Source organism: Microbacterium sp., from assembly GCF_041909575.1.
GTDB lineage: Bacteria > Actinomycetota > Actinomycetes > Actinomycetales > Microbacteriaceae > Microbacterium.
Genome location: NZ_JAYRDE010000041.1, coordinates 1 through 23,038 on the forward strand (window position 1 = coordinate 1; position 23,038 = coordinate 23,038).

General features: G+C 70.3%; 24 protein-coding genes, 1 tRNA gene and 1 pseudogene. 19 read left to right on the forward strand and 7 right to left on the reverse strand.

What is annotated here, in order from left to right:
- Nucleotides 1–70: 70 nt before the first annotated feature.
- Genes dnaJ through era form a run of 7 tightly spaced genes read left to right on the forward strand, consistent with a single transcriptional unit; the run spans nt 71 to nt 6,122 of the window.
- Nucleotides 71–1,186 (forward strand): molecular chaperone DnaJ, encoded by a 1,116-nt coding sequence (dnaJ, locus tag ACE3O1_RS07650; protein ID WP_374314106.1) that lies wholly within the window; start codon nt 71–73, stop codon nt 1,184–1,186.
- A 2-nt stretch (nt 1,187–1,188) separates the two neighbouring features.
- Complete coding sequence (locus ACE3O1_RS07655; RefSeq protein WP_374314108.1) at nt 1,189–1,923, forward strand: 16S rRNA (uracil(1498)-N(3))-methyltransferase; 735 nt, start codon at nt 1,189–1,191, stop codon at nt 1,921–1,923.
- Nucleotides 1,924–1,972: 49 nt separating this feature from the next.
- Nucleotides 1,973–2,320 (forward strand): HIT domain-containing protein, encoded by a 348-nt coding sequence (locus ACE3O1_RS07660; RefSeq protein ID WP_374314110.1) that lies wholly within the window; start codon nt 1,973–1,975, stop codon nt 2,318–2,320.
- Nucleotides 2,321–2,372: 52 nt separating this feature from the next.
- A complete protein-coding gene (locus ACE3O1_RS07665; protein ID WP_374314154.1) occupies nt 2,373–3,401 on the forward strand; it encodes a PhoH family protein in 1,029 nt (342 codons plus the stop codon).
- A complete protein-coding gene (gene ybeY / locus ACE3O1_RS07670) occupies nt 3,398–3,868 on the forward strand; it encodes an rRNA maturation RNase YbeY (protein WP_374314112.1) in 471 nt (156 codons plus the stop codon). Before ACE3O1_RS07665 ends, ybeY begins: the two co-directional genes overlap by 4 nt.
- A complete protein-coding gene (locus ACE3O1_RS07675) occupies nt 3,865–5,229 on the forward strand; it encodes a hemolysin family protein (protein ID WP_374314114.1) in 1,365 nt (454 codons plus the stop codon). The genes ybeY and ACE3O1_RS07675 overlap by 4 nt, the downstream gene beginning before the upstream one ends.
- Nucleotides 5,226–6,122, forward strand: coding sequence for a GTPase Era (gene era, locus ACE3O1_RS07680; RefSeq protein ID WP_374314116.1), 897 nt, complete (start codon nt 5,226–5,228; stop codon nt 6,120–6,122). The genes ACE3O1_RS07675 and era overlap by 4 nt, the downstream gene beginning before the upstream one ends.
- A gap of 6 nt (nt 6,123–6,128) precedes the next feature.
- Here the strand turns inward: era and ACE3O1_RS07685 are convergent, their stop codons facing one another.
- Nucleotides 6,129–6,776, reverse strand: a complete 648-nt coding sequence (locus tag ACE3O1_RS07685; protein WP_374314119.1) for a hypothetical protein — start codon at nt 6,774–6,776, stop codon at nt 6,129–6,131.
- Between the two features lie 242 nt (nt 6,777–7,018).
- Between ACE3O1_RS07685 and leuA the strand changes: the two genes are divergently transcribed.
- Nucleotides 7,019–8,779: a 2-isopropylmalate synthase gene (leuA, locus tag ACE3O1_RS07690; protein WP_374314121.1), complete on the forward strand. Its 1,761-nt coding sequence runs from the start codon at nt 7,019–7,021 to the stop codon at nt 8,777–8,779.
- Between the two features lie 172 nt (nt 8,780–8,951).
- On the opposite strand, the gene ACE3O1_RS07695 is transcribed toward leuA, so the two are convergent.
- From ACE3O1_RS07695 to ACE3O1_RS07705, 3 genes are read right to left on the reverse strand one after another with little or no spacing between them, the layout of a single operon-like run.
- A complete protein-coding gene (locus tag ACE3O1_RS07695; RefSeq protein ID WP_374314123.1) occupies nt 8,952–9,638 on the reverse strand; it encodes a trimeric intracellular cation channel family protein in 687 nt (228 codons plus the stop codon).
- 20 nt (nt 9,639–9,658) lie between these two features.
- On the reverse strand, nt 9,659–10,309 hold the full coding sequence (locus ACE3O1_RS07700; protein ID WP_374314125.1) for a hypothetical protein: 651 nt from the start codon (nt 10,307–10,309) through the stop codon (nt 9,659–9,661).
- Nucleotides 10,306–10,770: a MarR family winged helix-turn-helix transcriptional regulator gene (locus ACE3O1_RS07705; RefSeq protein WP_374314127.1), complete on the reverse strand. Its 465-nt coding sequence runs from the start codon at nt 10,768–10,770 to the stop codon at nt 10,306–10,308. Before ACE3O1_RS07705 ends, ACE3O1_RS07700 begins: the two co-directional genes overlap by 4 nt.
- 98 nt (nt 10,771–10,868) lie before the next feature.
- Here ACE3O1_RS07705 and ACE3O1_RS07710 point away from each other — a divergent pair, with 98 nt between their 5' ends.
- From ACE3O1_RS07710 to ACE3O1_RS07725, 4 genes are all read left to right on the forward strand, one after another.
- Entirely contained in the window at nt 10,869–12,053 is a 1,185-nt protein-coding gene (locus ACE3O1_RS07710) for an aminotransferase class I/II-fold pyridoxal phosphate-dependent enzyme (RefSeq protein ID WP_374314129.1), read from the forward strand.
- 227 nt (nt 12,054–12,280) lie between these two features.
- Nucleotides 12,281–13,024 carry a DNA repair protein RecO gene (gene recO, locus ACE3O1_RS07715; protein WP_374314131.1) on the forward strand — a complete coding sequence of 248 codons (744 nt, stop codon included), beginning with the start codon at nt 12,281–12,283 and terminating at the stop codon, nt 13,022–13,024.
- Entirely contained in the window at nt 13,021–13,839 is an 819-nt protein-coding gene (locus ACE3O1_RS07720) for an isoprenyl transferase (RefSeq protein ID WP_374314133.1), read from the forward strand. The genes recO and ACE3O1_RS07720 overlap by 4 nt, the downstream gene beginning before the upstream one ends.
- 46 nt (nt 13,840–13,885) lie before the next feature.
- Nucleotides 13,886–14,566: a DsbA family protein gene (locus tag ACE3O1_RS07725; protein WP_374314135.1), complete on the forward strand. Its 681-nt coding sequence runs from the start codon at nt 13,886–13,888 to the stop codon at nt 14,564–14,566.
- Between the two features lie 8 nt (nt 14,567–14,574).
- On the opposite strand, the gene ACE3O1_RS07730 is transcribed toward ACE3O1_RS07725, so the two are convergent.
- Nucleotides 14,575–15,078: a glutathione peroxidase gene (locus ACE3O1_RS07730; RefSeq protein WP_374314137.1), complete on the reverse strand. Its 504-nt coding sequence runs from the start codon at nt 15,076–15,078 to the stop codon at nt 14,575–14,577.
- An 80-nt stretch (nt 15,079–15,158) separates the two neighbouring features.
- Here ACE3O1_RS07730 and dusB point away from each other — a divergent pair, with 80 nt between their 5' ends.
- From dusB to ACE3O1_RS07755, 5 genes are all read left to right on the forward strand, one after another.
- Nucleotides 15,159–16,334 (forward strand): tRNA dihydrouridine synthase DusB, encoded by a 1,176-nt coding sequence (dusB, locus tag ACE3O1_RS07735; protein ID WP_374314140.1) that lies wholly within the window; start codon nt 15,159–15,161, stop codon nt 16,332–16,334.
- Nucleotides 16,324–17,661: a deoxyguanosinetriphosphate triphosphohydrolase gene (locus ACE3O1_RS07740; protein WP_374314142.1), complete on the forward strand. Its 1,338-nt coding sequence runs from the start codon at nt 16,324–16,326 to the stop codon at nt 17,659–17,661. The genes dusB and ACE3O1_RS07740 overlap by 11 nt, the downstream gene beginning before the upstream one ends.
- Nucleotides 17,661–19,520: a DNA primase gene (dnaG, locus tag ACE3O1_RS07745; RefSeq protein ID WP_374314144.1), complete on the forward strand. Its 1,860-nt coding sequence runs from the start codon at nt 17,661–17,663 to the stop codon at nt 19,518–19,520. Before ACE3O1_RS07740 ends, dnaG begins: the two co-directional genes overlap by 1 nt.
- A gap of 58 nt (nt 19,521–19,578) precedes the next feature.
- Nucleotides 19,579–20,367, forward strand: coding sequence for an ATP-binding cassette domain-containing protein (locus tag ACE3O1_RS07750; protein ID WP_374314146.1), 789 nt, complete (start codon nt 19,579–19,581; stop codon nt 20,365–20,367).
- A 63-nt stretch (nt 20,368–20,430) separates the two neighbouring features.
- A tRNA-Asn gene (locus ACE3O1_RS07755) sits at nt 20,431–20,503 on the forward strand.
- Nucleotides 20,504–20,554: 51 nt separating this feature from the next.
- Here the strand turns inward: ACE3O1_RS07755 and def are convergent.
- A complete protein-coding gene (gene def / locus ACE3O1_RS07760; RefSeq protein WP_374314148.1) occupies nt 20,555–21,121 on the reverse strand; it encodes a peptide deformylase in 567 nt (188 codons plus the stop codon).
- A 42-nt stretch (nt 21,122–21,163) separates the two neighbouring features.
- On the opposite strand from def, the gene ACE3O1_RS07765 reads away from it, so the two are divergent.
- Nucleotides 21,164–22,243 (forward strand): DMT family transporter, encoded by a 1,080-nt coding sequence (locus ACE3O1_RS07765; protein WP_374314150.1) that lies wholly within the window; start codon nt 21,164–21,166, stop codon nt 22,241–22,243.
- Here ACE3O1_RS07765 and ACE3O1_RS07770 read toward each other — a convergent pair.
- Complete coding sequence (locus ACE3O1_RS07770) at nt 22,234–22,536, reverse strand: hypothetical protein (RefSeq protein WP_374314152.1); 303 nt, start codon at nt 22,534–22,536, stop codon at nt 22,234–22,236. The two genes, ACE3O1_RS07765 and ACE3O1_RS07770, sit on opposite strands and share 10 nt — an antisense overlap.
- Nucleotides 22,537–22,639: 103 nt before the next feature.
- Between ACE3O1_RS07770 and ACE3O1_RS07775 the strand changes: the two are divergent.
- Nucleotides 22,640–23,038 (forward strand): annotated as a pseudogene (locus ACE3O1_RS07775) (hypothetical protein); the annotation flags it as partial.

The following is a 23,038-nucleotide window of genomic DNA, read 5'->3' on the forward strand; positions in this document are numbered from 1 at the left end:
GAGAGCAGCCGCTGAGGCGGACGCGCACCCCCCACGATCCCCGCGGCCGGCCGCGGGCAGGAAGGCGAATGTGGCTGACCACTACGAGGTCCTCGGCGTCTCGCGCGACGCCTCTCTCGACGAGATCAAGAAGGCGTACCGCAAGCTCGCACGCGAGCTGCACCCCGACGTGAACCCCGGCGAAGAGGCGTCCGAGCGATTCAAGCTCGTGACCCACGCCTACGACGTGCTCAGCGATCCCGACCAGCGTGCCCGCTACGACATGGGCGGCGGCGACAGCCCGTTCGGCGGCGCCGGCGGCTTCGGCGGCTTCAACGACATCTTCGAGACGTTCTTCGGCGCGGCGGGCGGCGGCTCGCGCGGCGGGCGGCCGCGGTCGCGCCGCGAGCGCGGTCAGGACGCGCTCGTGCGCGTCACCCTCGAACTCGGCGACGTCGTCTTCGGCGTGCACCGCGACATCGAGGTCGACACGGCGGTCCTGTGCGAGACGTGCCAGGGGTCGTGCTGCCAGCCGGGCACCCAGCCGGTCACGTGCGACATCTGCCACGGCACGGGCCACGTGCAGCGCCAGGTCCGCAGTCTCCTCGGGAACGTGCTGACGAACCAGCCGTGCAACGTCTGCCAGGGCTACGGCACCACCATCCCGTACCCCTGCGCGACATGCCAGGGACAGGGCCGGGTGCGTGCGCGCCGCACGGTGTCGCTCGACATCCCCGCCGGCGTCGAGACCGGGCTGCGGCTGCAGCTCCCGGGCTCGGGCGAGGTCGGTCCCGCCGGCGGCCCCAACGGCGACCTGTACATCGAGGTCACCGTCGCCCCGCACGAGGTCTTCAGCCGCGACGGCGACGATCTGCTCGCGACGCTCGAGGTGTCGATGCCCGACGCGATCCTCGGCACCACGACCACGATCGAGTCGCTCGACGGGCCGGTCGACCTCGAGCTGCGGCCCGGGGTCCAGGGCGGCGACATCCTCACGATCAAGGGGCGGGGCATCACGCCGCTGCGCGGCTCGCAGCGCGGCGACCTCCGGGTGGGGGTCCACGTCGTCACGCCGACCCGCCTCGACCACAAGGAGCGCGCGCTGATCGAGGACTTCGCCAAGCGCACCAAGGCGCCCGCCCCGCGCCTCGCGGAGTTCCACCAGGGGCTGTTCGCCAAGCTGCGCGACCGGTTCCGGAACGGCTGACCGTGGCTCTGCACTTCGTCCTCGACGAGGCGACGACCGCCGGGCCCGGCGAGGTCGTCGTGCTCACCGGGGCGGAGGCGCACCATGCGGCGAGCGTCCGCCGCGTCCGCGTAGGCGAGGAGGTCACCGTCGGCGACGGCCGAGGCGCATGGCTCTCGGGTCGCTGCGAATCGGTCGCGCCTCGCGAGGTCGTCGTGCGGGTCGAGAGCCGGTCGGATGCCGCGGCCCCGCGTCCGCGGATCGTGCTCGTGCAGGCCCTCGCGAAGGGTGACCGCGACGAGCTCGCGATCCAGGCGGCGACCGAGCTCGGCGTGGACGAGATCGTTCCCTGGCAGGCGGCGCGGAGCGTGTCGCGCTGGGATGCCGCGAAGGCCGAGAAGGGCCGCGCGCGGTGGGGGACGATCGTGCGCGAAGCGGCCAAGCAGGCTCACCGGGCCTGGATCCCAGAGATCGCCCCGCTCGTCACGACGGCCCAGCTCGTCGCGCGGGCCGAGGCATCCCGCACCCTCGTGCTCGAGCCGACGGGCTCCGAGCGACTGACCGGCGCGGACCTCGGCGCCGAGGAGCGCGACGTCGTGCTCGTCGTCGGACCGGAGGGCGGCATCGCGCTCGAGGAGCTCGAGCGGCTGGCTGCCGCCGGCGCCGGAATCGTGCGGCTGGGGGAGAGCGTGCTGCGCACCTCCACCGCCGGTCCGGCGGCTCTGGCCGTGGTGAGCGCCGCGCTCGGCCGCTGGTGAGAGCCGGACCGCCCGTCCCACCGCCGACCCCCGTCGGTAGACTTGCGGCATGAGCGAGCCATCGATCTTCACGCGCATCCGGAACGGCGAGATCCCGTCCGAGATCATCGCCGAGACCGAGAACGTGTTCGCCGTCCGTGACATCGCGCCCAAAGCGCCGGTCCATCTCCTGGTGATCCCCAAGAGCGAGGACTACCGCAACGTGGTGGAGCTCGCCGCCGGAGCCCCCGACCTCCTCGCCGAGGTCGTCGGTCTCGCCAACAGCCTCGCGGCGGAGCACGCCGACGGCGACTTCCGCCTCGTGTTCAACACCGGCCCGAACGCGGGCCAGACCGTCTTCCACGTGCACGCTCATGTGCTCGCCGGAGGACTCGGAGAAGAGAGTCTCGGTGCCTGACGAATCCGTCCCCGACCCGGTGGTCGACCGGGTGTACGCCGACGGCGTCGCCATGGTCCAGCTGCTCGGCCCGCAGGACCGCCTGCTGCGCGTGGTCGAGAAGGAGCACCCCGGCGTCGACGTGCATGTGCGCGGCAACGAGATCACGCTCACGGGCCAGGCCGATGCGGTCGCCGCGGCCCGCTCGCTCGTCGACGAGCTGCTCGCCATGACGAAGGCCGGCCAGGGGCTCGACCCGGCGGACGTGTCGTCCTCGAGCCGCATCCTGCGCACCGAAGGAGGTCCCCGGCCATCGGAGGTGCTGGGCGAGGCGATCCTGTCGTCGCGCGGCAAGGTCATCAGGCCCAAGACGCTCGGGCAGAAGGCGTACGTCGACGCGATCGAGGAGAACACGATCGTCTTCGGCATCGGCCCGGCCGGCACGGGCAAGACGTACCTCGCGATGGCCAAGGCGGTGCAGGCTCTGCAGCGCAAGGAGGTCAGCCGCATCATCCTGACGCGTCCGGCCGTGGAGGCGGGGGAGCGGCTCGGGTTCCTGCCCGGCACGCTGACGGACAAGATCGACCCGTACCTGCGGCCGCTCTACGACGCGCTGAACGAGATGATGGACCCCGAGCTCGTGCCCAAGCTCATGGCCACCGGCACGATCGAGGTCGCGCCGCTGGCCTACATGCGCGGGCGTACGCTGAACGACTCCTTCGTCGTGCTCGACGAGGCGCAGAACACCACGCCCGAGCAGATGAAGATGTTCCTCACACGCCTGGGATTCGGCACGCGGATGGTCGTCACCGGCGACATCACCCAGATCGATCTGCCCCAGGGCGCCTCGGGACTGCGGCTGGTCACGCGGGTCCTCGGCCAGATCGAGGACATCCACTTCTCGTACCTCACCAGCGAGGACGTGGTGCGTCACACCCTGGTCGGCCGCATCGTCGACGCTTACAGCGAGTACGACGAGCGGCGACTCGCCTCCCGGCGCGAGCGGGACGAGGCATCCGAGTTCGCCAACCGAGCCGAGCGACGGGCCGGGATGCGCCCGCAGAACCCGCGCGATCACATGCCCAAGCGAGGACGCTCATGACCATCGAGATCAGCAACGAGTCGGGCATCGCCATCGACGAGACCGTGCTCCTGCGCCTGATGGAGAACAACCTCTCCGAGCTCCACGTGAGCGCCGACGCGGATGTCGCGATCCTCCTCGTCGACGAGGGCGCCATGGAGGCGCTGCACGTGCAGTGGATGGACGAGCCCGGTCCCACCGACGTGCTGAGCTTCCCGATGGACGAGCTGCGCCCCGGCACCGACGACATGCCCACCCCTGCCGGTCTGCTCGGGGACATCGTGCTGTGCCCGCAGGTCGCCGAGACCCAGGCGGTCGCGGCCAAGCACTCCACCATGGACGAACTGGTGATGCTCACCACGCACGGACTGCTGCACCTCCTCGGCTTCGACCACGCCGAGCCCGAAGAGGAGCGCGAGATGTTCGGGCTCCAGCGCGAGCTCATCACCGCCTTCCAGGCCGTGGAGCGTCGCCGAAACCGCGCATGACCGCCGCACTCCTGCTCCTCGCCGCGGCGCTGCTGCTCGCGTTCGGCGCCCTCATGGTGGCCATCGACGCCGCCTTGGGCGTCACCTCGCGCGCCGATCTCGCCGAGCTCGGCGCCTCGGGCCGCAACGCGGCGGCGCTACGGCGGATCGCCGCCGACCCCGAAGCGCACGCCAATGCCGTGATCTTCATCCGGGTGCTCGCCGAGACGACGGCGGCCGTGCTCGTCACCGTCGCGTTCACCCTGCTCTTCGACAGCATCTGGTGGGCGATGCTCGCCGCCGCGGTCCTCATGACGGGCGTGTCGTACGTGGTCGTGGGCGCGAGCCCTCGCAACGTCGGACGGCAGCATGCCAAGGGGCTTCTCCGGTTCTCGGCCCCCGTCGTGCGCGGGGTCCGGATCCTGCTCGGCCCCCTCGCCCACGGGCTCGTCGCTCTCGGCACCCGCATCACGCCGGGGGTCGCCCGCGGCTCGTCCTTCGCGTCGGAGGAGCAGCTGCTGAGCATCATCGACGAAGCCGCCGAGAACGAGCTCATCGAGCAGGACGACCGGGAGCTCATCCACTCCGTCTTCGATTTCACCGACACCTTCGTGCGCGCGGTGATGGTTCCCCGCACGGACATGGTGACGGTGGATGCCTCGGCCTCCACCCGCGACGCGATGAAGATCTTCCTCGACAAGGGCATCTCCCGTGTGCCGATCGTCGACGACGAGGCCGACGACGTCGTGGGCGTGCTCTACCTGAAGGATCTCGTCCAGTTCGGGTTCCGCGACGAGGTCGGCTGGCGGGATGCCCCGATCACCCGTATCGCGCGCCCCGCGGTGTTCGTGCCGGAGTCGATGAAGGCCGAGACGCTGCTCCAGCAGATGAAGCGGGACGCCGTGCACGTGTGCCTCGTCGTCGACGAGTACGGCGGCGTGTCCGGGCTCGTCACGCTCGAGGACCTCATCGAGGAGCTCGTGGGCGAGATCGCCGACGAGTACGACCCGCGCGCCGACGAGGTGGTCGAGATCGAGCCGGGGCACTTCCGGGTCAGCGCGCGTCTCGGTCTCGACGAGGTCGGCGACCTGTTCGGCATCGAGCTCGAGGACGATGACGTCGACTCGATCGGGGGACTGCTCGGCAAGGCGCTCGGCCGCATCCCGCAACCGGGGGCGACGGCGGAGTACGCGGGCCTCGTCCTGACAGGCGGAGCCTCGCGCGGCCGCGGGCGAGGGATCTCGACGGTGTTCGTCGAGCGCGGCGAATCGGTCGAGGCGGTCGAGCCCGCATCCGCACGCTCGCCCCGCACGGGGGAGAATCGCGTGGTCGTGCCCCGCACCGGCGAGGTCCGCACCTCCAGGAAAGGCGAACGACCATGACCGATGAGACCCGCTCCGGTTTCGTGACCTTCGTCGGGCGCCCCAACGTCGGGAAGTCGACGCTCACCAACGCACTGGTCGGCGAGAAGGTCGCGATCACCAGCGACAAGCCGCAGACCACCCGGCGGGCGATCCGCGGCATTCTGAACCGCCCGGCGGGGCAGCTCGTGATCGTCGACACTCCGGGGATCCACAAGCCGCGGACGCTCCTCGGCGAACGGCTCAACAGCCTCGTCGAGCAGGTGCTGGGCGACGTCGACGTGATCGGCTTCTGCGTCCCGGCGACCGAGAAGGTCGGCCCGGGCGATCGGCGCATCGCGGAGTCGCTCGACGGCTATCGGCGGGCGAAGAAGGTCGCGATCGTCACCAAGACCGATGCGGCGTCGCGCGACCAGATCACCGAGCGCCTCATGGAGGTGGACGCGCTCCGCGAGGACTGGGCCGCGGTGATCCCCCTCTCCGCGCTCACCAGCGATCAGCTCGATGTGCTCACCGACGAGCTGCTCGCGCTGATGCCCGAGGGCCCGGCGCTGTACGACGCCGGCGTGGTGACGGACGAGTCCGTCGAGGACCGCGTGGCCGAGATCATCCGCGAGGCGGCCCTCGAGGGCGTGCGCGACGAGCTGCCGCACTCGATCGCGGTGACCATCGAGGACATCGCCCCGCGCGAGGGCTCCGACCTCACCGACATCTACGCCAACATCGTCGTCGAGCGCGACAGCCAGAAGGCCATCATCATCGGGCACAAGGGCTCGCGGCTGGCCGATGTGGGGCGGCGCGCCCGCGCCGGCATCGAGCCGCTCGTCGGCACGCGCGTCTACCTGTCGCTGCACGTGCGCGTCGCCAAGGAATGGCAGCGCGACCCGAAGCAGCTGGGACGCCTGGGGTTCTGAGGCGGGTCAGCCCTCGACCGGACGGAAGGCCGAGCGGATGATCACCGTGTCGTCGCCGTAGTCCGCGTCCGCGGCATCCTGCCACGTGCCGTCGTCCCACACGACGTCCACCCACAGCCAGCCGTCCTCCGGGTACGAGCCGAGGTACGCCTCGTCGAGGGCCTCGGGGAGGTCCTCCTGGATCGCCAGCAGGGTCTCCTCGTCGCCCGCTCCCGGCTGGCCGCCGGTGGGGTCCTCGGGCATCATCGGGTCGTACAGCGCGAGCATGATCGGCGGCTGCGTGACCGTGAACTCCTCGCCGTCGTAGGTGCCCTGCACCGCGTAGGCACCCCAGGTGGTCTCGCCGGAGGTCTCGGAGCCCTCGATCCCGTCCCAGGTCCAGTTGGTGATGGGCACCCCGCTGCATTGCGGCGGATACGACTCGGCCACGGCGCCGAGGCACAGTTCGACGTCGCCGCCGACATCCATCACCGTCCCCTGGGCGATCACCTCACCCTCCGGCGGAGCGGGCCACAGCGAGCCGAGAGAAGCACCGGGAGGGGCATCGGACGCGCCACCGCCCGATCCCGGGCCGGCAGGTGTGGCGCACCCGGCGAGAGCGAGGACGGATGCCGCGCCCAGCGCGACGAGGAGGTGTCGACGAAGACGTGTCATACCCGGGAAGTGTCGACAGGCGGGGGATCGTCTCACGTCCCGGCTCCGGTGGTGTGCGGCATCCGCTGGAAGGGTTCGGCGAGGTCCGGTTCGCGCCCTCTGTGCGCACGGGTGTACTCTGGGCCCATGCGTGCAGGCTCGCTGCTTCTCCTTAGCTGCCGCGACGAGGCCTCGATCTAGGGCCCTCCTCGTCGCGGAGCTTGTCGTCGGCCCCCATTCGACGCGAGAAGAGAAGCGACATCATGGAGAACACCCAGAAGCCCTCGGGCATGCCGATCCACAAGTATCGGCCGTATCACGAGCAGATCGCCGTGTCCCTGCCGGACCGCACGTGGCCCGACCAGCGCATCACCGTCGCACCCCGCTGGTGCGCCGTCGATCTGCGCGACGGCAACCAGGCGCTGATCGATCCGATGAGCCCCGAGCGCAAGCGCGTCATGTTCGATCTCCTGGTCCGCATGGGCTACAAGGAGATCGAGGTCGGCTTCCCCTCGGCGAGCCAGACCGATTTCGACTTCGTGCGTCAGCTCATCGAAGAGGATCTGATCCCCGACGACGTCACGATCCAGGTGCTGACGCAGGCGCGCGAGCACCTCATCGAGCGCACGTACGAGTCGATCGCCGGTGCGAAGCAGGCGATCGTGCACCTGTACAACTCGACGAGCGTCCTGCAGCGCGATGTCGTGTTCCGCACCGACAAGCAGGGGATCATCGACATCGCGCTCGAGGGCGCGCGTCTGTGCCGCGAGTTCGAGAAGCGGATCCCCGAGACGAAGGTCTTCTACGAGTACTCGCCCGAGAGCTACACCGGGACCGAGCTCGAGTTCGCCCTCGACGTCTGCAACCAGGTGATCGAGGTGTTCGAGCCGACTCCGCAGCGCAAGGTCATCATCAACCTGCCGGCGACCGTCGAGATGGCCACGCCCAACGTCTACGCGGACTCGATCGAGTGGATGAGCCGTCGCCTCGCCCACCGCGAGAACGTGATCCTGTCGCTGCACCCGCACAACGACCGCGGCACGGCGATCGCCGCCGCGGAGCTCGGCTACATGGCCGGCGCCGATCGCATCGAGGGGTGCCTGTTCGGCAACGGCGAGCGCACCGGCAACGTCGACCTGGTCGCACTGGGCATCAACCTGCTGACCCAGGGCATCGACCCGCAGATCGACTTCAGCGACGTCGACCAGGTCAAGCGCACGGTCGAGTACTGCAACCAGCTGCCGGTCCACGAGCGCAGCCCGTGGGCGGGCGACCTGGTCTTCACCGCGTTCAGCGGATCGCACCAGGACGCGATCAAGAAGGGCTTCGAGGCCATGGCCGCGCGGGCGGCCTCCGACGGCGTGAGCGTCGACGAGATCGAGTGGGCCGTCCCGTATCTGCCGATCGACCCCAAGGACCTCGGCCGCTCGTACGAGGCCGTGATCCGCGTGAACTCGCAGTCGGGCAAGGGCGGCGTCGCGTACCTCCTCAAGACCGATCACGCGATCGACCTGCCGCGCAAGCTGCAGATCGAGTTCTCGGGGGTCGTGCAGACGAAGACGGATGCCGAGGGCGGCGAGGTCACGAGCGACCAGATCTGGGCGATCTTCTGCGACGAGTACCTGCCGTCGCAGGTCGACGACGAGCGCTGGGGCCGGTTCGAGCTCCTGGCCACGAGCACCCGCAGCGACATGTCGGGCGACGTCGCGCTCGACGTCACCCTGCGCGACGGGGATGAGCGGTACGAGGCATCCGGTCACGGCAACGGTCCGGTCGCCGCGTTCCTCGAGGTCGTGCGCGCGCAGGGCTTCGACGTCGTGCTCTACGACTACGTCGAGCACGCGCTCAGCGCCGGCGGCGACGCCCAGGCGGCCGCGTACGTCGAGCTGCAGGTCGACGGCGAGCGCCTGTGGGGCGTCGGCATCGACGGGGACATCTCGACCGCGTCGCTCAAGGCGATCGTGTCGGGCGTGAACCGGGCGATCCGCACGCGCGAGCGCTCCGGGGCTCTCGCCGGCGTCTGACCGGACGCCGGGTCGGGGCGGCCCGGCTCACGTCGGTCGGTTCGCCGAGCTGCGTCGGTCGGTTCGCCGAGATCCGGGATTCCCGTCCAGACCCGGGACGGCGCACCCCATCTCGGCGCGAATCCGGTGACTCAGCGTGTTCGGGCAGGCGGGCGGCGGTGGGACGGATGCCTCAGGGCCGGACGATCGGAATGCTCGAGGTCTCCACCGCGACCTTGCGGCGGTAGAGGGCGCGCTGCTCGGGCAGCGAGATGTCGAAGATCACGGCGAGCAGGCGGATCACCGTGGTGACGGCGACGCCGATGATCGCGGCGATGAAGAGGTCGACGCCGAAGGCGTCGGCCCCGGCAAGGACGAGGCATCCGGCCCCCGCGGCGACCGCGTACAGCGAGCCGACGTGCATGATCGCGACCGGCAGGCCCATGATCATGTCGCGGAGGATGCCGCCGCCGACCGCCGCGCACACTCCGACGAAGACTGCGGGGACCAGCGGCAGGCCGAGGTAGAGCGCCTTGCTCGTGCCGAATGCCCCGAACAGGCCGATGACGAGCGCGTCGAGCCCGACGATCACGGCGTTGAGGCGCTGGAAGAGGCCGGCCAGGAGCATCCCGAACAGCGCGGCTCCCGTCGCAGTGAGCAGGTACCAGTTGCTCTGGAGGGTGACCGGGGTCACGTTGAGCAGCAGATCGCGGATGAGTCCGCCGCCCATGCCGACGACGATCCCGATGATCGCGACCCCGAGAAGGTCCAGGCGCCGCTGACCACGGAATCCGGACGCGAACAGGGCGCCCTGGATGCCGCCGAGGCCGACGGCGATGAGGTCCGCCCACAGCGGGATCACGAAGATCGGTTCGTCCACCCCACCATTGTCGCGGCGGGTCAGGGGATGTGGGTGCGCACCGCCGTCATGAATCCGTCGAGATCGTCGACCCACAGGCGCACCGCGTCGATCTCGGCCTCGGTGTCGCCCAGGCGGGTGCGCACGGGCTTCTCGAGCGTCACCAGGACGTTGGTCTCGTTCTGCATCCGCAGCGCAAGGGTGCGGCCGTGCGGCTCGTCCCGCACCTTCGGTGCCTTCTCGGTCACGTCGCGGGACTTCTCGACGGATGCGACGGTCTCCCACGGGAGATCCACGTCGACGTCGGCGCCGTAGCGCGCCCGGATGCCGTCGGGTCCGACCGCGTGCGGGCGGGTGAGGAAGCTGAGCAGCAGACCGACCATCCAGGTCACGCCCCAGATCCCGAGGGCGAGGAGCGGGATGCGCACCCACGGCCAGCGATGCACGATGAGGTCGATGATCGGGATCTCGACGGCGGAGAGCACGATGAAGATCACGAGGATCGTGAGCACGGGGGAGTGGTATGAGAATCCGGATGCTCCGCGCGGCACCCTCGGACGTCGGAACAACCACCGGTAGAGGCTGCGCCAGATGCCCAGCTCGGCGCGCCACGCGGCGCGGCCGAGCGACGCGATGCGCTGAAGTGGCCGGATGCCGGTTGCCGGCGGCCGCTGCGAGGCGAGATCGGTCACAGGTCCTCACGCTCCTGCTGGGCGCGCTCGTGCTCGGCGACGAGGTGCTCGAGCCGTTCTCGCACGTGGCGGAGGGCCCGGACGGCAGCGGCCACCGTCTCGTCGTCGAGTCCGTCGATGAGCGCGGCCCCGAGATCGGTGTGCTCGGCATCCATCGTCTCCATGAGCGACAGCCCGCGCTCGGTGAGGTGCACGAGGACCGCGCGGCGATCGCTCGGGTGGGGCTCGCGGCGGGCGAGGCCCGTCGCGTCGAGGGCGTCGACGAGGGTGGTGATGTAGCGCGGCGTGACCTCGAGGGCCTCGGCGAGATGGATCTGCGTGGCCGGGCCGCCGTGGAAGAGCACCCACATGAGGTGCGTCCTCGGCACGGTGAGACCTCGCCGGTCGAGCTCGCGCTCCTGATCGGCCTCGAGGATCCTCGAGATGGCGAGGAGGGTGTCGAGCACCTGCGTTCCTGACATAGTGAACAGCATACATTATGTGCTTAGCCCGTTGACCCTGCCCTGAACTGTTGGGATCCTTGCGGCAGGTTCTCACGGCTCTGGGGAAGGTGAGTGCGATGGAGATGTCGGCACGCGCGACGAGGGCGAAGGCCGCGGTGGATGTCGTGACCACGTTCTTCGCGAAGATCCAGTCGGCGGCGGACGACCCCGATGCCCTGGACTTCACGTTCGGCAATCCCCACGAGTTCGCGCTGCCCGGGCTGACCGATGCGCTGCGGGCGCAGGTGGAGCCGCAGAGCGTCGACTGGTTCGCCTACAAGACCAGTGAACCCGCTGCTCAGCAGGCGGTGGCCACGGGCCTGCGAACCGAGGTCGGATTGCCCTTCGAGCCCGAGGACATCGCGATGACACAGGGAGCGTTCGGCGCGATCTCCCTGGCTCTGGCGCTTCTCGCCGACGCCGGGGACGAGGTCGTCATCCCCGTGCCCGGATGGTTCTGCTACGAGCCGATGCTCCACGCCGCCGACCTCGTGCCGGTGCGCGCAGCGCTCGATCCCGGCACCTTCGATCTCGACGTCGATGCGATCGCGCGAGCCCTCACCCCGCGGACGCGCGTCGTGATCGTGAATTCGCCCGCCAATCCGACGGGACGCGTCTACCCGGAAGCGACCTGGCGCGCACTGGCCGAGGTCCTCGACGACGCCTCCGCACGCAACGGGCGCCGGATCTGGCTCCTCTCCGACGAGCCCTACCGCCGCATCCGCTTCGACGGCATCGAGTTCGCGAGCCCTGCGACGGCCTATCCGTGGACGATCATCGACTACAGCTACGGAAAGGTGCTCCTCGCGCCCGGACAGCGGCTCGGATACCTCGCCCTGTCGCCGCTCATTCCCGCAGCAGAGCGCGAGGAGCTGCGCGAGGCACTCATGCCGATCGGCCTGGCGATCGGCTGGGGATTCCCCGATGCGGTGATGCAGTACTCCGTGCCGGCGCTCGAGCACGTGTCCATCGACATGGCTGAACTCACGCGCAAGCGGGACCGGCTCTACTCCGCGCTCGTCGACGCCGGGGTCGAGGTGACCCGCCCCGAGGGCACCTTCTACCTCTGGGGCCGGGCACCCGGCGGGGACGCCCAGGCGTTCTGCGACGCCCTGGCGGAGCGCGGCATCCACCTCATGCCCGGCACGCTGTTCGATCAGCCCCACCACTTCCGCATCTCGCTCACCGCGACGATGGAGACCGTCGAACGGGCACTGCCGGCCCTGGTCGAGGTAGCGGCGGAGTGGGGTGCCGCCCGCTGAAGCACGCGTTCGGCGGGCGTCCGAATTCGGAGGATCTGCGCAATGTCGGAGGATCCGGCCGAAATCCTCCGAGACGAGGGACATCCTCCGAGAACCGTGCGCCGCCGGCGGTGCGTTCGACACCGCCGAGAGGGGGAGGAACGCCCGACGGCCGCCGACCTCGACAGCGCTGACGCTCCACGGGGCGCCGCCGCGCCGGTGTGGGCGCCGGCGACCATAATTGACGAGTGCCCACCTACCGCGACGAGGTCGTGGTCCTGCGCACCCACAAGCTGGGGGAAGCCGACAGGATCGTGACGCTGCTGAGCCGTCGCCACGGCAAGCTCCGCGCGGTCGCGAAGGGGGTGCGGCGCACGTCGTCGCGCTTCGGCGCGCGCCTGGAGCCCTTCATGGTCGCCGACGTCCAGCTCTACCAGGGACGCTCGCTCGACATCGTGCAGCAGGCCGAGTCCCTCGGCTCCTATGGAGCCGACATCGCTGCGCACTACGACCGCTACACCGCCGCGCATGCGATGGTCGAGGCCGCAGACCGGCTCAACGAGGCAGAGGCCACCCCGCAGCAGTACCTGCTCCTCGTCGGCGGCCTGCGCTCGCTCTCGCGCGGTGACCACGGATCGCGGAGCGTGCTCGATTCCTACCTGCTGCGCGCGATGGCGCTGTCGGGGTGGGCCCCGGGGCTGTTCGATTGCGCACGGTGCGGCGCATCCGGCCCCCACGACACCTTCGTCGCACAGCTCGGCGGAATGGTGTGCGGTGACTGCGCGCCGACCGGCTCCGCGCGCGTGCACCCCGAGACGGCGGAGCTGCTCCGCTCGCTCATGGCCGGCGAGTGGGAACGGGTGGATGCCGCGTCCCCGGGGTCGACGGCCGCAGCGTCGGGCTTGATCGCGGCCTACGCCCAGTGGCACCTCGAGCGCGGCATCCGCTCGCTCTCCCACGTCGCCTCCGCGCCGCACGGAGGAGCCCGATGACCCCGAAGCCGTACACGCACCGCGACGCCGTCCCCTACCGCCCCGTCGACTGGACCGGCCTGTACCCGCCGACCTTCCCCGCAGGATCGGTGCCGCGGCACGTCGCCATCGTGATGGACGGCAACGGCCGCTGGGCCAACCGGCGGGGTCTCACTCGCGTCGAGGGGCACAAGGCTGGCGAGGCCGCCCTGCTCGACGTGGTGGCAGGGGCGATCCAGGCGGGTGTGAAGCACCTGTCGGTGTACGCCTTCTCGACCGAGAACTGGTCACGCTCGCCCGACGAGGTCCGCTTCCTCATGGGATTCAATCGCGATGTCCTGCACCGCCGCCGGGATCAGCTCAACGAGTGGGGCGTGCGCGTGCGATGGGCCGGGCGCAAGCCCCGGCTGTGGTCGAGCGTCATCAAGGAGCTGCAGTTCGCCGAGCGGCTCACCGCGGGCAACGACGTGCTCACGCTCACGATGTGCGTGAACTACGGCGGCCGCATCGAACTCGTCGACGCGATGCGCTCGATCGGCGACGACATCGCAGCGGGCCGGCTCGCCCCGTCGGCGGTGACCGAGAAGCTCATAGCTCGGCGTCTGTACCAGCCCGACATGCCCGACGTCGACCTGTTCGTGCGATCCAGCGGCGAGCAGCGCACCTCGAATTTCCTGCTGTGGGAGTCGGCCTACGCGGAGTTCGTGTTCCTCGACACCCTCTGGCCGGACTTCTCCCGCACCGACCTGTGGCGCGCGATCGGGCTCTACCTCGATCGGGATCGCCGGTTCGGCGGCGCCGTGGACACTCCCGACGCTCCCGCGTCGCGAGGATGACGCATTCGCCGGAATAGGCAGCGGGCATCTCGCCGTTGTCCCTGACATGACGGATGCCATCAAGATCGACGTGTGGAGCGACATCGCCTGCCCCTGGTGCTACATCGGCAAGCGGAATCTCGAGAAGGGGCTCGCCGAAGCATCCGGCGACGACGACGCCCCCGAGGTCGAGGTGGTCTTCCACTCGTTCGAGCTCTCGCCCGACACGCCCGTCGACTTCGACGGCGGCGAGGCCGACTACCTCGCCACGCACAAGGGCATCTCGCAGGATCAGGCGCGGCAGATGCTGGACCGGGTCACCGGCGTCGCAGCGGAGGCGGGCCTCGAGTACCGCTTCGACCTGCTCAAGCACACGAACACCGTGAAGGCCCACGAGCTGCTGCACTTCGCGAAGGAGCACGGTCGCCAGCACGAGCTCGCCGAGCGCCTCATGTCGGGCTACTTCACCGAGGGACGCCACCTCGGCCAAAAGGATGAGCTCGTCGCCCTCGCCGCCGACGCGGGCCTGGATGCGGATGCCGCGCGCGATGCGCTGCAGAGCGGCCGATACCTCGACGCGGTGCGCGCCGACCAGGCGCAGGCCCAGGCGTACGGCATCAACGGGGTGCCGTTCTTCGTGATCGACGGCAAATACGGGGTCTCAGGAGCCCAGCCCGCCGAGGCGTTCACGCAGATCGTGCGGCAGGTGTGGGCCGAGCACCGCGAGGACGCTCCCGTCGGCGCCTGACCGCCGGCTCAGCCGGGGAGGTGGGCTTCGATGACCTCGACGATCGCCGGGTCGTCGGGCTTCACGTTGGGACGGAACCGATGCACCTCGCCTGCGGGCGTGAGCACGAACTTCTCGAAGTTCCACTGGATGCGGCCCTTGTTGCCCTCGACGTCGGGGGCGTCCTTGAGCGCCTTGTAGAGCGGCGACGCCTTGCCTCCGTTCACCTTGACCTTGTCGTGCACGGGGAACGAGACGCCCCACGTCGTCGAGCAGTACTCGAGGATCTCGTCGATGGCGCCCGGCTCCTGACCCATGAACTGGTTGCAGGGGAAGCCGAGCACCGTGAATCCGCGGTCGGCGTAGGCCCGCTGGAGTGCCTCGAGCTGCTCGTACTGCGGCGTGAGTCCGCACCTCGAGGCGACGTTCACGACGAGGAGCACCTTGTCGCCGTAGTCGGCCAGAGTGGCCGTCCCCCCGTCGGCCGTATGGAACGGGATGCTGCGCAGGTCGATCGCGGTAGCCTCGGTCATCACCCCAGGCTAAGCCCTCGTACGAGAGGCGGCTCCACAGGCGGCGTCGCACTGCGCTCGCCCAGTGGGAGTCTGGGAGAATGGACGACGTGACCACTGCCCTCGCCCCCGCGCGCTCCCTTCGCATCGGGCCCATCGAGCTCGATGCGCCCGTGGTGCTCGCGCCCATGGCCGGCATCACCAACACGGCCTTCCGCCGCCTCTGTCGCGAGTACGGCGCCGGGCTCTACGTGAGCGAGATGATCACGACCCGGGCGCTCGTCGAGCGCAATGCGACGACCATGCGCCTCATCACGCACCATGAGTCCGAGACGCCCCGTTCGATCCAGCTCTACGGCGTGGACCCGGCCACCACCGAGTCCGCGGTGCGCCTCCTCGTCGAGGAGGACCGCGCAGACCACATCGACCTGAACTTCGGATGCCCCGTCCCCAAGGTCACGCGCAAGGGCGGCGGTGCCGCGCTGCCGTGGAAGCTCGGCCTCTTCCGCGACATCGTCACGCGCGCCGCGCGCGCTGCGGGCGACGTCCCTCTCACCGTCAAGATGCGCAAGGGCATCGACGCCGACCACCTGACCTATCTCGACGCCGGCCGCATCGCCGAGGATGCCGGGGTCGCCGCGGTCGCGCTCCACGCCCGGACCGCGGCGGAGTTCTACTCCGGCGAGGCGGATTGGGCGGCGATCGCCGCTCTCAAGGAGGCCGTCACGAGCGTGCCCGTTCTCGGGAACGGCGACATCTGGTCGGCGGCCGATGCCGCGCGCATGATGGCCGAGACCGGCTGCGACGGTGTCGTCGTCGGACGCGGATGCCTCGGCCGCCCGTGGCTGTTCGGCGACCTCGCCCGCGAGCTCGGCGGGCCGGAGGCGGCATCCGGTGCCCCCGTCGACGCGACGCTGGGGTTCGTGGCCCGCGCCTTCCGCCGCCACGCCGAGCTGCTCGTGGAGTTCTTCGAGGACGAGGGCCGCGGATGCCGCGACATCCGCAAGCACGTCGCCTGGTACTTCAAGGGCTACCCGGTGGGCGGCGACCTCCGCGCCCGTCTCGCGACCGTTTCGACCCTCGCCGAGATCGACGACCTGCTCGCGACCCTCGACCTCGACGCCCCCTATCCCGGTGCGGCGGCCGAGGGCCAGCGCGGCCGTGCCGGAACCCCCAAGCGCCCGGCGCTGCCCGAGCACTGGCTCGACTCTCGAGACCTCAGTGCCGAGGCATCCTGTGCCATCGCCGAAGCGGAGCTCGACCACAGTGGCGGGTGACGGCGCCGTCGCGGTCGGGATCGCCTCGGAGCGCCCCTCGGGCTACGACGATGCCGACGCCGCGCGCTTCCACTCCGAACGGCACCGCTCCCAGCGCGACGACTTCGCGCGCGACCGCGCCCGGGTGCTGCACTCGGCCGCCCTGCGACGCCTCGCCGCCAAGACGCAGGTGCTCAGCCCCGCGAGCCCGGCGGACTTCGCCCGCAATCGTCTGACCCACTCCCTCGAGGTCGCGCAGGTCGGCCGCGAGCTCGCGACCGCCCTGCGCCTCGCCCCCGACGTGGTCGACACGGCGTGCCTGAGCCACGACCTCGGCCACCCGCCGTTCGGGCACAACGGCGAGCGGGCGATGAACGAGTGGGCCGAGGACATCGGCGGCTTCGAGGGCAACGCCCAGACACTGCGCATCGTGACGCGCCTCGAGCCGAAGGTCGTCGACGACGACGGCCGCACGTTCGGCCTCAACCTCACCCGCGCGAGCCTCGACGCGACGTGCAAGTACCCGTGGACGGCGGCGCATCCGCTTCCCGACCCCGGCGGCCGGCTGAAGTTCGGCGTCTACCCCGACGACGAGGACGTGTTCCGCTGGATGCGCGACGGCGCCCCGGGACGCGTGCGGTGCATCGAAGCCGAGGTCATGGACCTGTCCGACGACATCGCCTACTCGGTACACGACTTCGAGGACGCGGTGGTCAACGGCTACCTCGATCCCGCGCGCCTGGCCGACCCCGCTGAGCACCAGGCGCTGCTGTCGGCGATCCAGTCGTGGGTCGGCTTCGACTTCGCGCGCGACGAGCTCGAGGACGCGCTGTATCGCCTGATGCGCATGCCGGAGTGGATCACCGCCTTCGACGGGACCCGCGCATCCCTGGCCCGGCTCAAGAACCTCACCTCCGACCTCATCGGGCGCTTCGCGCGGGCGGCGACCACCGCGACGCGCGACGCCTACGGGATGTCGGCGCTCACCCGGTATCGTGCGCACGTGGTCGTCCCGCGCGTGGTCGAGGCCGAGATGGCTGTGCTCAAGGGCATCATCGGCGCCGTGGTCGTGTCGATCGAGGGCCGCAAGGACCTGTACAAGGAGCAGCGCCGGGTGCTCAAGCGCCTCGCCTCGGCGCTGTGGGACCAGCCGGAGGCCCTCGATGCACTGCACGCCCAGGACTTCGCGGCCGCCGAGACGCACGCCGCCCGCCGCCGCGTCGTCGTCGATCAGGTCGCGAGCCTGACCGACCAGGTGGCCATCGCCTGGCACGGACGACTCGTGGGGGAGCTCGATCCCTCGTCCATCGGCGTCTGGTCGCCCGCCGCGCGTTCCGGGGCGCGCTGATGGCGGGCCGCATCCGGCAGGCCGATGTCGAAGAGGTCAAGTCCCGCATCAACATCGCCGACATCATCGGAGAGCGGGTGGCGCTGAAGAACGCGGGCGTCGGGGCGATGAAGGGGCTGTGCCCCTTCCACGACGAGCGCAGCCCGAGCTTCAACGTGCGTCCGCAGGCCGGCTTCTACCACTGCTTCGGCTGCGGCGAGTCGGGTGACGTCTACTCGTTCCTGACGAAGATGGACCACGTCTCGTTCACCGAGGCGGTCGAGCGCCTGGCCGGTCGCATCGGGTACACGCTGCACTACGAGGACGGGGGAGCGGCGCCCGAGCACACCGGGCGCACGCGCCTGTATGCCGCGAACGCCGCGGCGGCGGAGTTCTTCCGCTCCCAGCTCCTCGGCGCCGAGGCCGAGATCGCCCGTCGCTTCCTGGGCGAGCGGGGCTTCGACGCGGGCGCGGCCGCGCACTTCGGCGTCGGCTACGCGCCGAAGGGCTGGGACAGCATGCGCGACGCCCTGCGCGCCAAGGGCTTCACGGACGAGGAGCTCAGTACTGCGGGGCTCGTCTCGCAGGGTCAGCGCGGCGTCTACGACCGCTTCCGCGGCCGCGTGGTCTGGCCGATCCGCGACGTCACCGGCCAGGTGATCGGCTTCGGCGCGCGGCGGCTGTTCGACGACGACAAGGGCCCGAAATACCTCAACACCCCCGAGACCCCGATCTACAAGAAAGCCCAGGTGCTCTACGGCCTCGACCTCGCCAAGCGCGACATCTCGCGCGAGCACCGCGTCGTCGTGGTCGAGGGCTACACCGACGTGATGGCGTGCCATCTGGCGGGGATCACGACGGCCATCGCCACGTGCGGCACGGCGTTCGGATCCGACCACATCACGGTGCTGCGCCGGGTGATGGGCGACGACTCGACCGCCGGCGAGGTGGTCTTCACGTTCGATCCGGATGCCGCGGGCCAGAAGGCGGCGCTGCGCGCCTTCGCCGACGCCAAGCGCTTCAACGCTCAGACCTACGTCGCGACCGGTCCGGACGGACTCGATCCCTGCGATCTGCGCCTGCAGCGGGGCGACGCCGCCGTCCGCGGGCTCATGGAGACCAAGGCGCCGATGGTGGAATTCGTCCTCGATCAGCGCATCGCAGGCTTCGACCTGGCCGCGGTCGAAGGACGCGTCGGAGCGCTGCGTGCGGCCGCGCCGGTGGTCGCCGACCTGCGCGACGCCCTTCTGCAGCCCGAATACGTCCGGGTGCTCGCGCGACGCCTGGGCATGGACACCGAGGACGTCCGTCGCGAGGTCGAGCGTGCGGGGCGCGGCGCCTCGCGCCGGGAGCAGGCACCGCAGGCGGCGCCGGAGGCCGGCGACCCTGCCGGCGCGCCGATCGTCCGTGTGACGCTGGCGTCTCTGCCACGCACGTCGGACGTGACCCTCGAACGCGACGCCCTGATGGGCCTGCTGCAGTTCGGTCATCGGCTGGATGCCTCGCTCGTCGCACGTGCGCTGGACCTGCCGTTCCGAAATCCCGCGCTGGACGCCGTGCGTCAGTCGGTGCGCGATCACGCGGACGGCATGGTCAGGCCCGGGTGGGCCGTCGACGCCATCGGGACGGTGCGCGAGCCCTACCGCGCCCTGGGCGGCGAGCTCCTCGCGGGGGACTTCCCGGCGCTGGACGACACGGCAGCCGTCTCGTCTGCGGCGGACCTCGCACGGCGGCTCGTGATCCGCGGCCTCGACGGGCAGAAGAACGAGCTCCTGGGCGCGATCCAGCGGGTGCCCGCCGCCTCCGACGAGGGCAGGGAGATCCGGCTGCGGCTGCGGGAGCTCGACGCGCAGCGTCAGCAGCTCGCGGCCGAGGCGTGAGCGAGGCGTCAGCCGATTCCGAGTGGCGCCGCCCGGCGCGGCACGGCAGGATGAGCACATGACTCGACGACGAGAGGCCGACGTCGCGATCCGTGCCAGCGATCTGTCGATCGCGCGGGCCGGGCGCGGCGGGCCCGCGCAGCGCGTCGTCGACGGGGTGTCGTTCACCCTTCCGCACGCCCGCGCCCTCGCGGTGATGGGGCCGACCGGCTCGGGCAAATCGAGTCTGATCTCGGTGCTCGCCGGTTCGGCCGACGACGGTCTTGCGGTCGTCGGCGGCGATGCGCTCGTCGAGGGGATCGGAGTGCGGCATCCGGGCCGCGCCCTCCGCCAGCTCACCTACCTGACCGGATTCCTGCCACAGGCCGCGGGAGCGCACCTGCCTGCGCGGCTGACGGTGTCCGAGGTCATCGGAGCGCCGATCACCGGCCGCGACCGGCGTGTGAACCAGCGGGCGCTCTCGGTCCGCGTGGCCACGCTGCTGGACGAGCTCAAACTGCCCCTCGGCGCCGCCGCGAAGTATCCCTACGAGCTCAGTGCGGGAATGCGCCAGCGCGTCGCGTTCGCGCGCGCGCTCGTGCTCCAGCCTCGGCTGTTCATCGGGGACGAGCCGTTCTCGAACATGGACGTCGAGGTGCGGCGCGCGGCCCGCGACGCGCTCCTGCGCCGTCGTCGCGAATACGGCATGACCATGCTGGTCGTGACCAATGACGCCGAGGTGGTGCGCGAGCTCGATGCCGACGCTCTCGTGCTGCGCGGCGGGCATGCGATCGCGTACGGGCACGGCACGGACGATCTGCTGTGGACGCCCAGCGGCGAAGCGGATCGGCGGCTGATCGCCTCCTGACGTCACGAGCGGGCCTCAGCGTTTGCTAATATGGTGTGGTTGCCCGCGAGAGCGCAGCAGCATTCCTCCATAGCTCAATTGGCAGAGCAATCGGCTGTTAACCGATAGGTTCTTGGTTCGAGTCCAAGTGGGGGAGCGAAAGCCCCGGGGCTCCACCCCCGGGGCTTTCTTCATGCTCCGAGGCGACTCAGGCCTCGATGTCGTCGACGCCGGGTGTCCACGCGTGGCCGGGCCGGCCCCACCCGCGCTTGCGGGCGATCTTCTGCGCCGTCTTCCAGTCGCCGTCGCCGAGCCGGTCGACGTAGAGGATGCCGTCGAGGTGGTCGAATTCGTGCTGCATGATGCGCGCACGCCAGCCGTCGACCTGGATGCGCACCGGCTCGCCCTCGAGGTCCGTCCCGGTCACGAGCACTTCGTCGGAGCGGCGGAGCGGGAACCGCTCGCCGGGGAACGACAGGCACCCCTCCGACTCCTCGTCCTCGTCCGGCTCGCCCGGTTCGAGCGGCCGCATCCACAGTTCGGGGTTGATGACGACCCCGCGCCAAGGGGCGCCGTCGTCGTCCACGTACGCGTAGGTGTAGATGCGCAGCGGCACGCCGACCTGAGGGCCGGCGAGGCCCACGCCGGGCGCGGCATCCATCGTCTCGAACATGTCCGCCACCAGCGTGCGGATGTCGTCGGTGATCTCTTCGACGACGCTCGCGGGGGCGTGGAGGACGGGATCACCCATGATGCGAATCGGCAGAACGGCCACGCCTTGAGCCTATCGAGCGGCGGCGGCGGCTAGTGTCGACGTGTGGTGTGGACGGCGGACGAGCTTCAGGACGTGGGCGACCAGCTGGTCGGCGCGTTCCAGAACCCCGCTCTCCTCTACGGCATCCCGCTCGCCCTCCTGGGCGCCATTTTCATGTCCTTCGGCGCCCAGTACCAGCACCGCGGCGTCACCAAGGTGGAGAAGCTCACCGGGTCGACCGGCACCGGCGGGCTCAACCCGCGTCACCTGCTGAAGCTGCTCTCGCGGCCGTCGTGGGTGGTCGGCACCGTCATGCTCGCCCTGGCGATCGTGTGCCAGCTCTCCGCGCTGGCCGTCGCACCGCTCATCGTGGTGCAGCCGCTGGGTGCGATCGCCCTGGTGATCACCACCCTGCTGAACGCGCAGATCAGCGGGCACCGGCCGACGAAGCGCTCGCTCATCGCGATCGCGGCGTGCGTCGGCGGCATCTTCGTGTTCGTGACGATCGCCGCCCTGTTCGCGACCGAGAAGCCCGTGACGAACGGGCAGCTCATCACCATCCTGATCCTGTTCGGCGTCGTGACGATCGCGCTCGGCGCGCTGTGGCTCTGGCGTCGGCAGCGGATCGGCGCACTGTTCTACATCTCGGCCGCCGGCATCATGTACGGCTTCGTCGCCACGCTCGCCAAGGTGATCATCGAGCGCATCAAGGCGGGCGACTTCGAGTGGCTCACGCTCACCTGCGTCGTGGCGCTGATCCTCGGCGCGGTCATCGGCGCGTACTTCGTGCAGACGGCCTACGCATCGGGTCCGCCCGACCTGGTGATCGCCGGGCTCACCGTCATCGACCCGATCGTGGCGATCATCATCGGACTCACGATCCTCGGCGAGGCGAGCGGTGCCCCCCTGTGGGTGTACCTGGCGTTCACGGCCGTCGGAGCGATCGCGGTGTGGGGCGTGTACCAACTCGCGCGGTACCACCCGCAGATCCTGAGCGACAGCCAGGAGATCCCGATCACGCGGGGCAGCGAGCCGGGTGCCGACGCCACTCAGCCGATGACCGGGTCGATCCGAGTCAGCGAGGCGGTCGCGAAGGTGTGGCCGGATCCGCCGATCAAGGAGAAGGGCGACCCTCAGCGCTGATCGCGAAGGTCGTCGAGGTCGATGACCAGCCGGCCGTCGCGGATGCGCCCTTTGTCTCCCGCGTTCGGTGCGGGCGCGGGCAGCTCCACCTGTGCCTCCCAATCCGCACGAGCGTCTTCCGCGGAGGGCCGCCACACGGCGTCGAACCCCGATCCCAGACCGGCAAGCGCGCCGCCCGCCGTGCCGTCGAGCTGCTTCCTCAGCTGTGCGCGCTTGAAGCGCGGAGTGAGGGCGATCAGGACCATCGAGATCACGATCGTCGCCGCGACGACAAGCCCTGCGAACGCGTCCACGCAGGGATTGTCTCACGACGAAGCGGTGGGGCCGCCTGCCGGGCGTCACTGGGCTCGGCAGCGAATCGAGGCGATGTCGGAGGTATGTTCTAATGTCGGGGGTATGACATTCACGCCGCCGGATGAGCCGGGTCCCGGGTCTTTCGATCGGGGCCTGGATGATGCGGGGTTCTTCGACATGGTGCCGGAGGATCTGGTCTGGGATGCCGAGGTCGCTGATCGGGCGCCGGTGGTGCCGGATGATGTGGAGTTGGTGACCGATGTTGCGGTGATGATGTCGGTGTTCGCGGCGCAGCGGTTGGAGCGGGTGGAGGGGTTGCGGCGCAACGCGCTGGCGGACCCGGGGCGGTATGGCGGGGGCACGGTGCAGATCGTGGAACGCTCGGTGCGGTTGGAGTTGGCGGCGGCGCTGCGGGTCACCGAGCATGCCGCGGGGGTGCTGATGGCCCTCGCCGAGGCGCTGGTGCACCGCTACCCGACCGCGCTGGACTCGTTGGGGCGG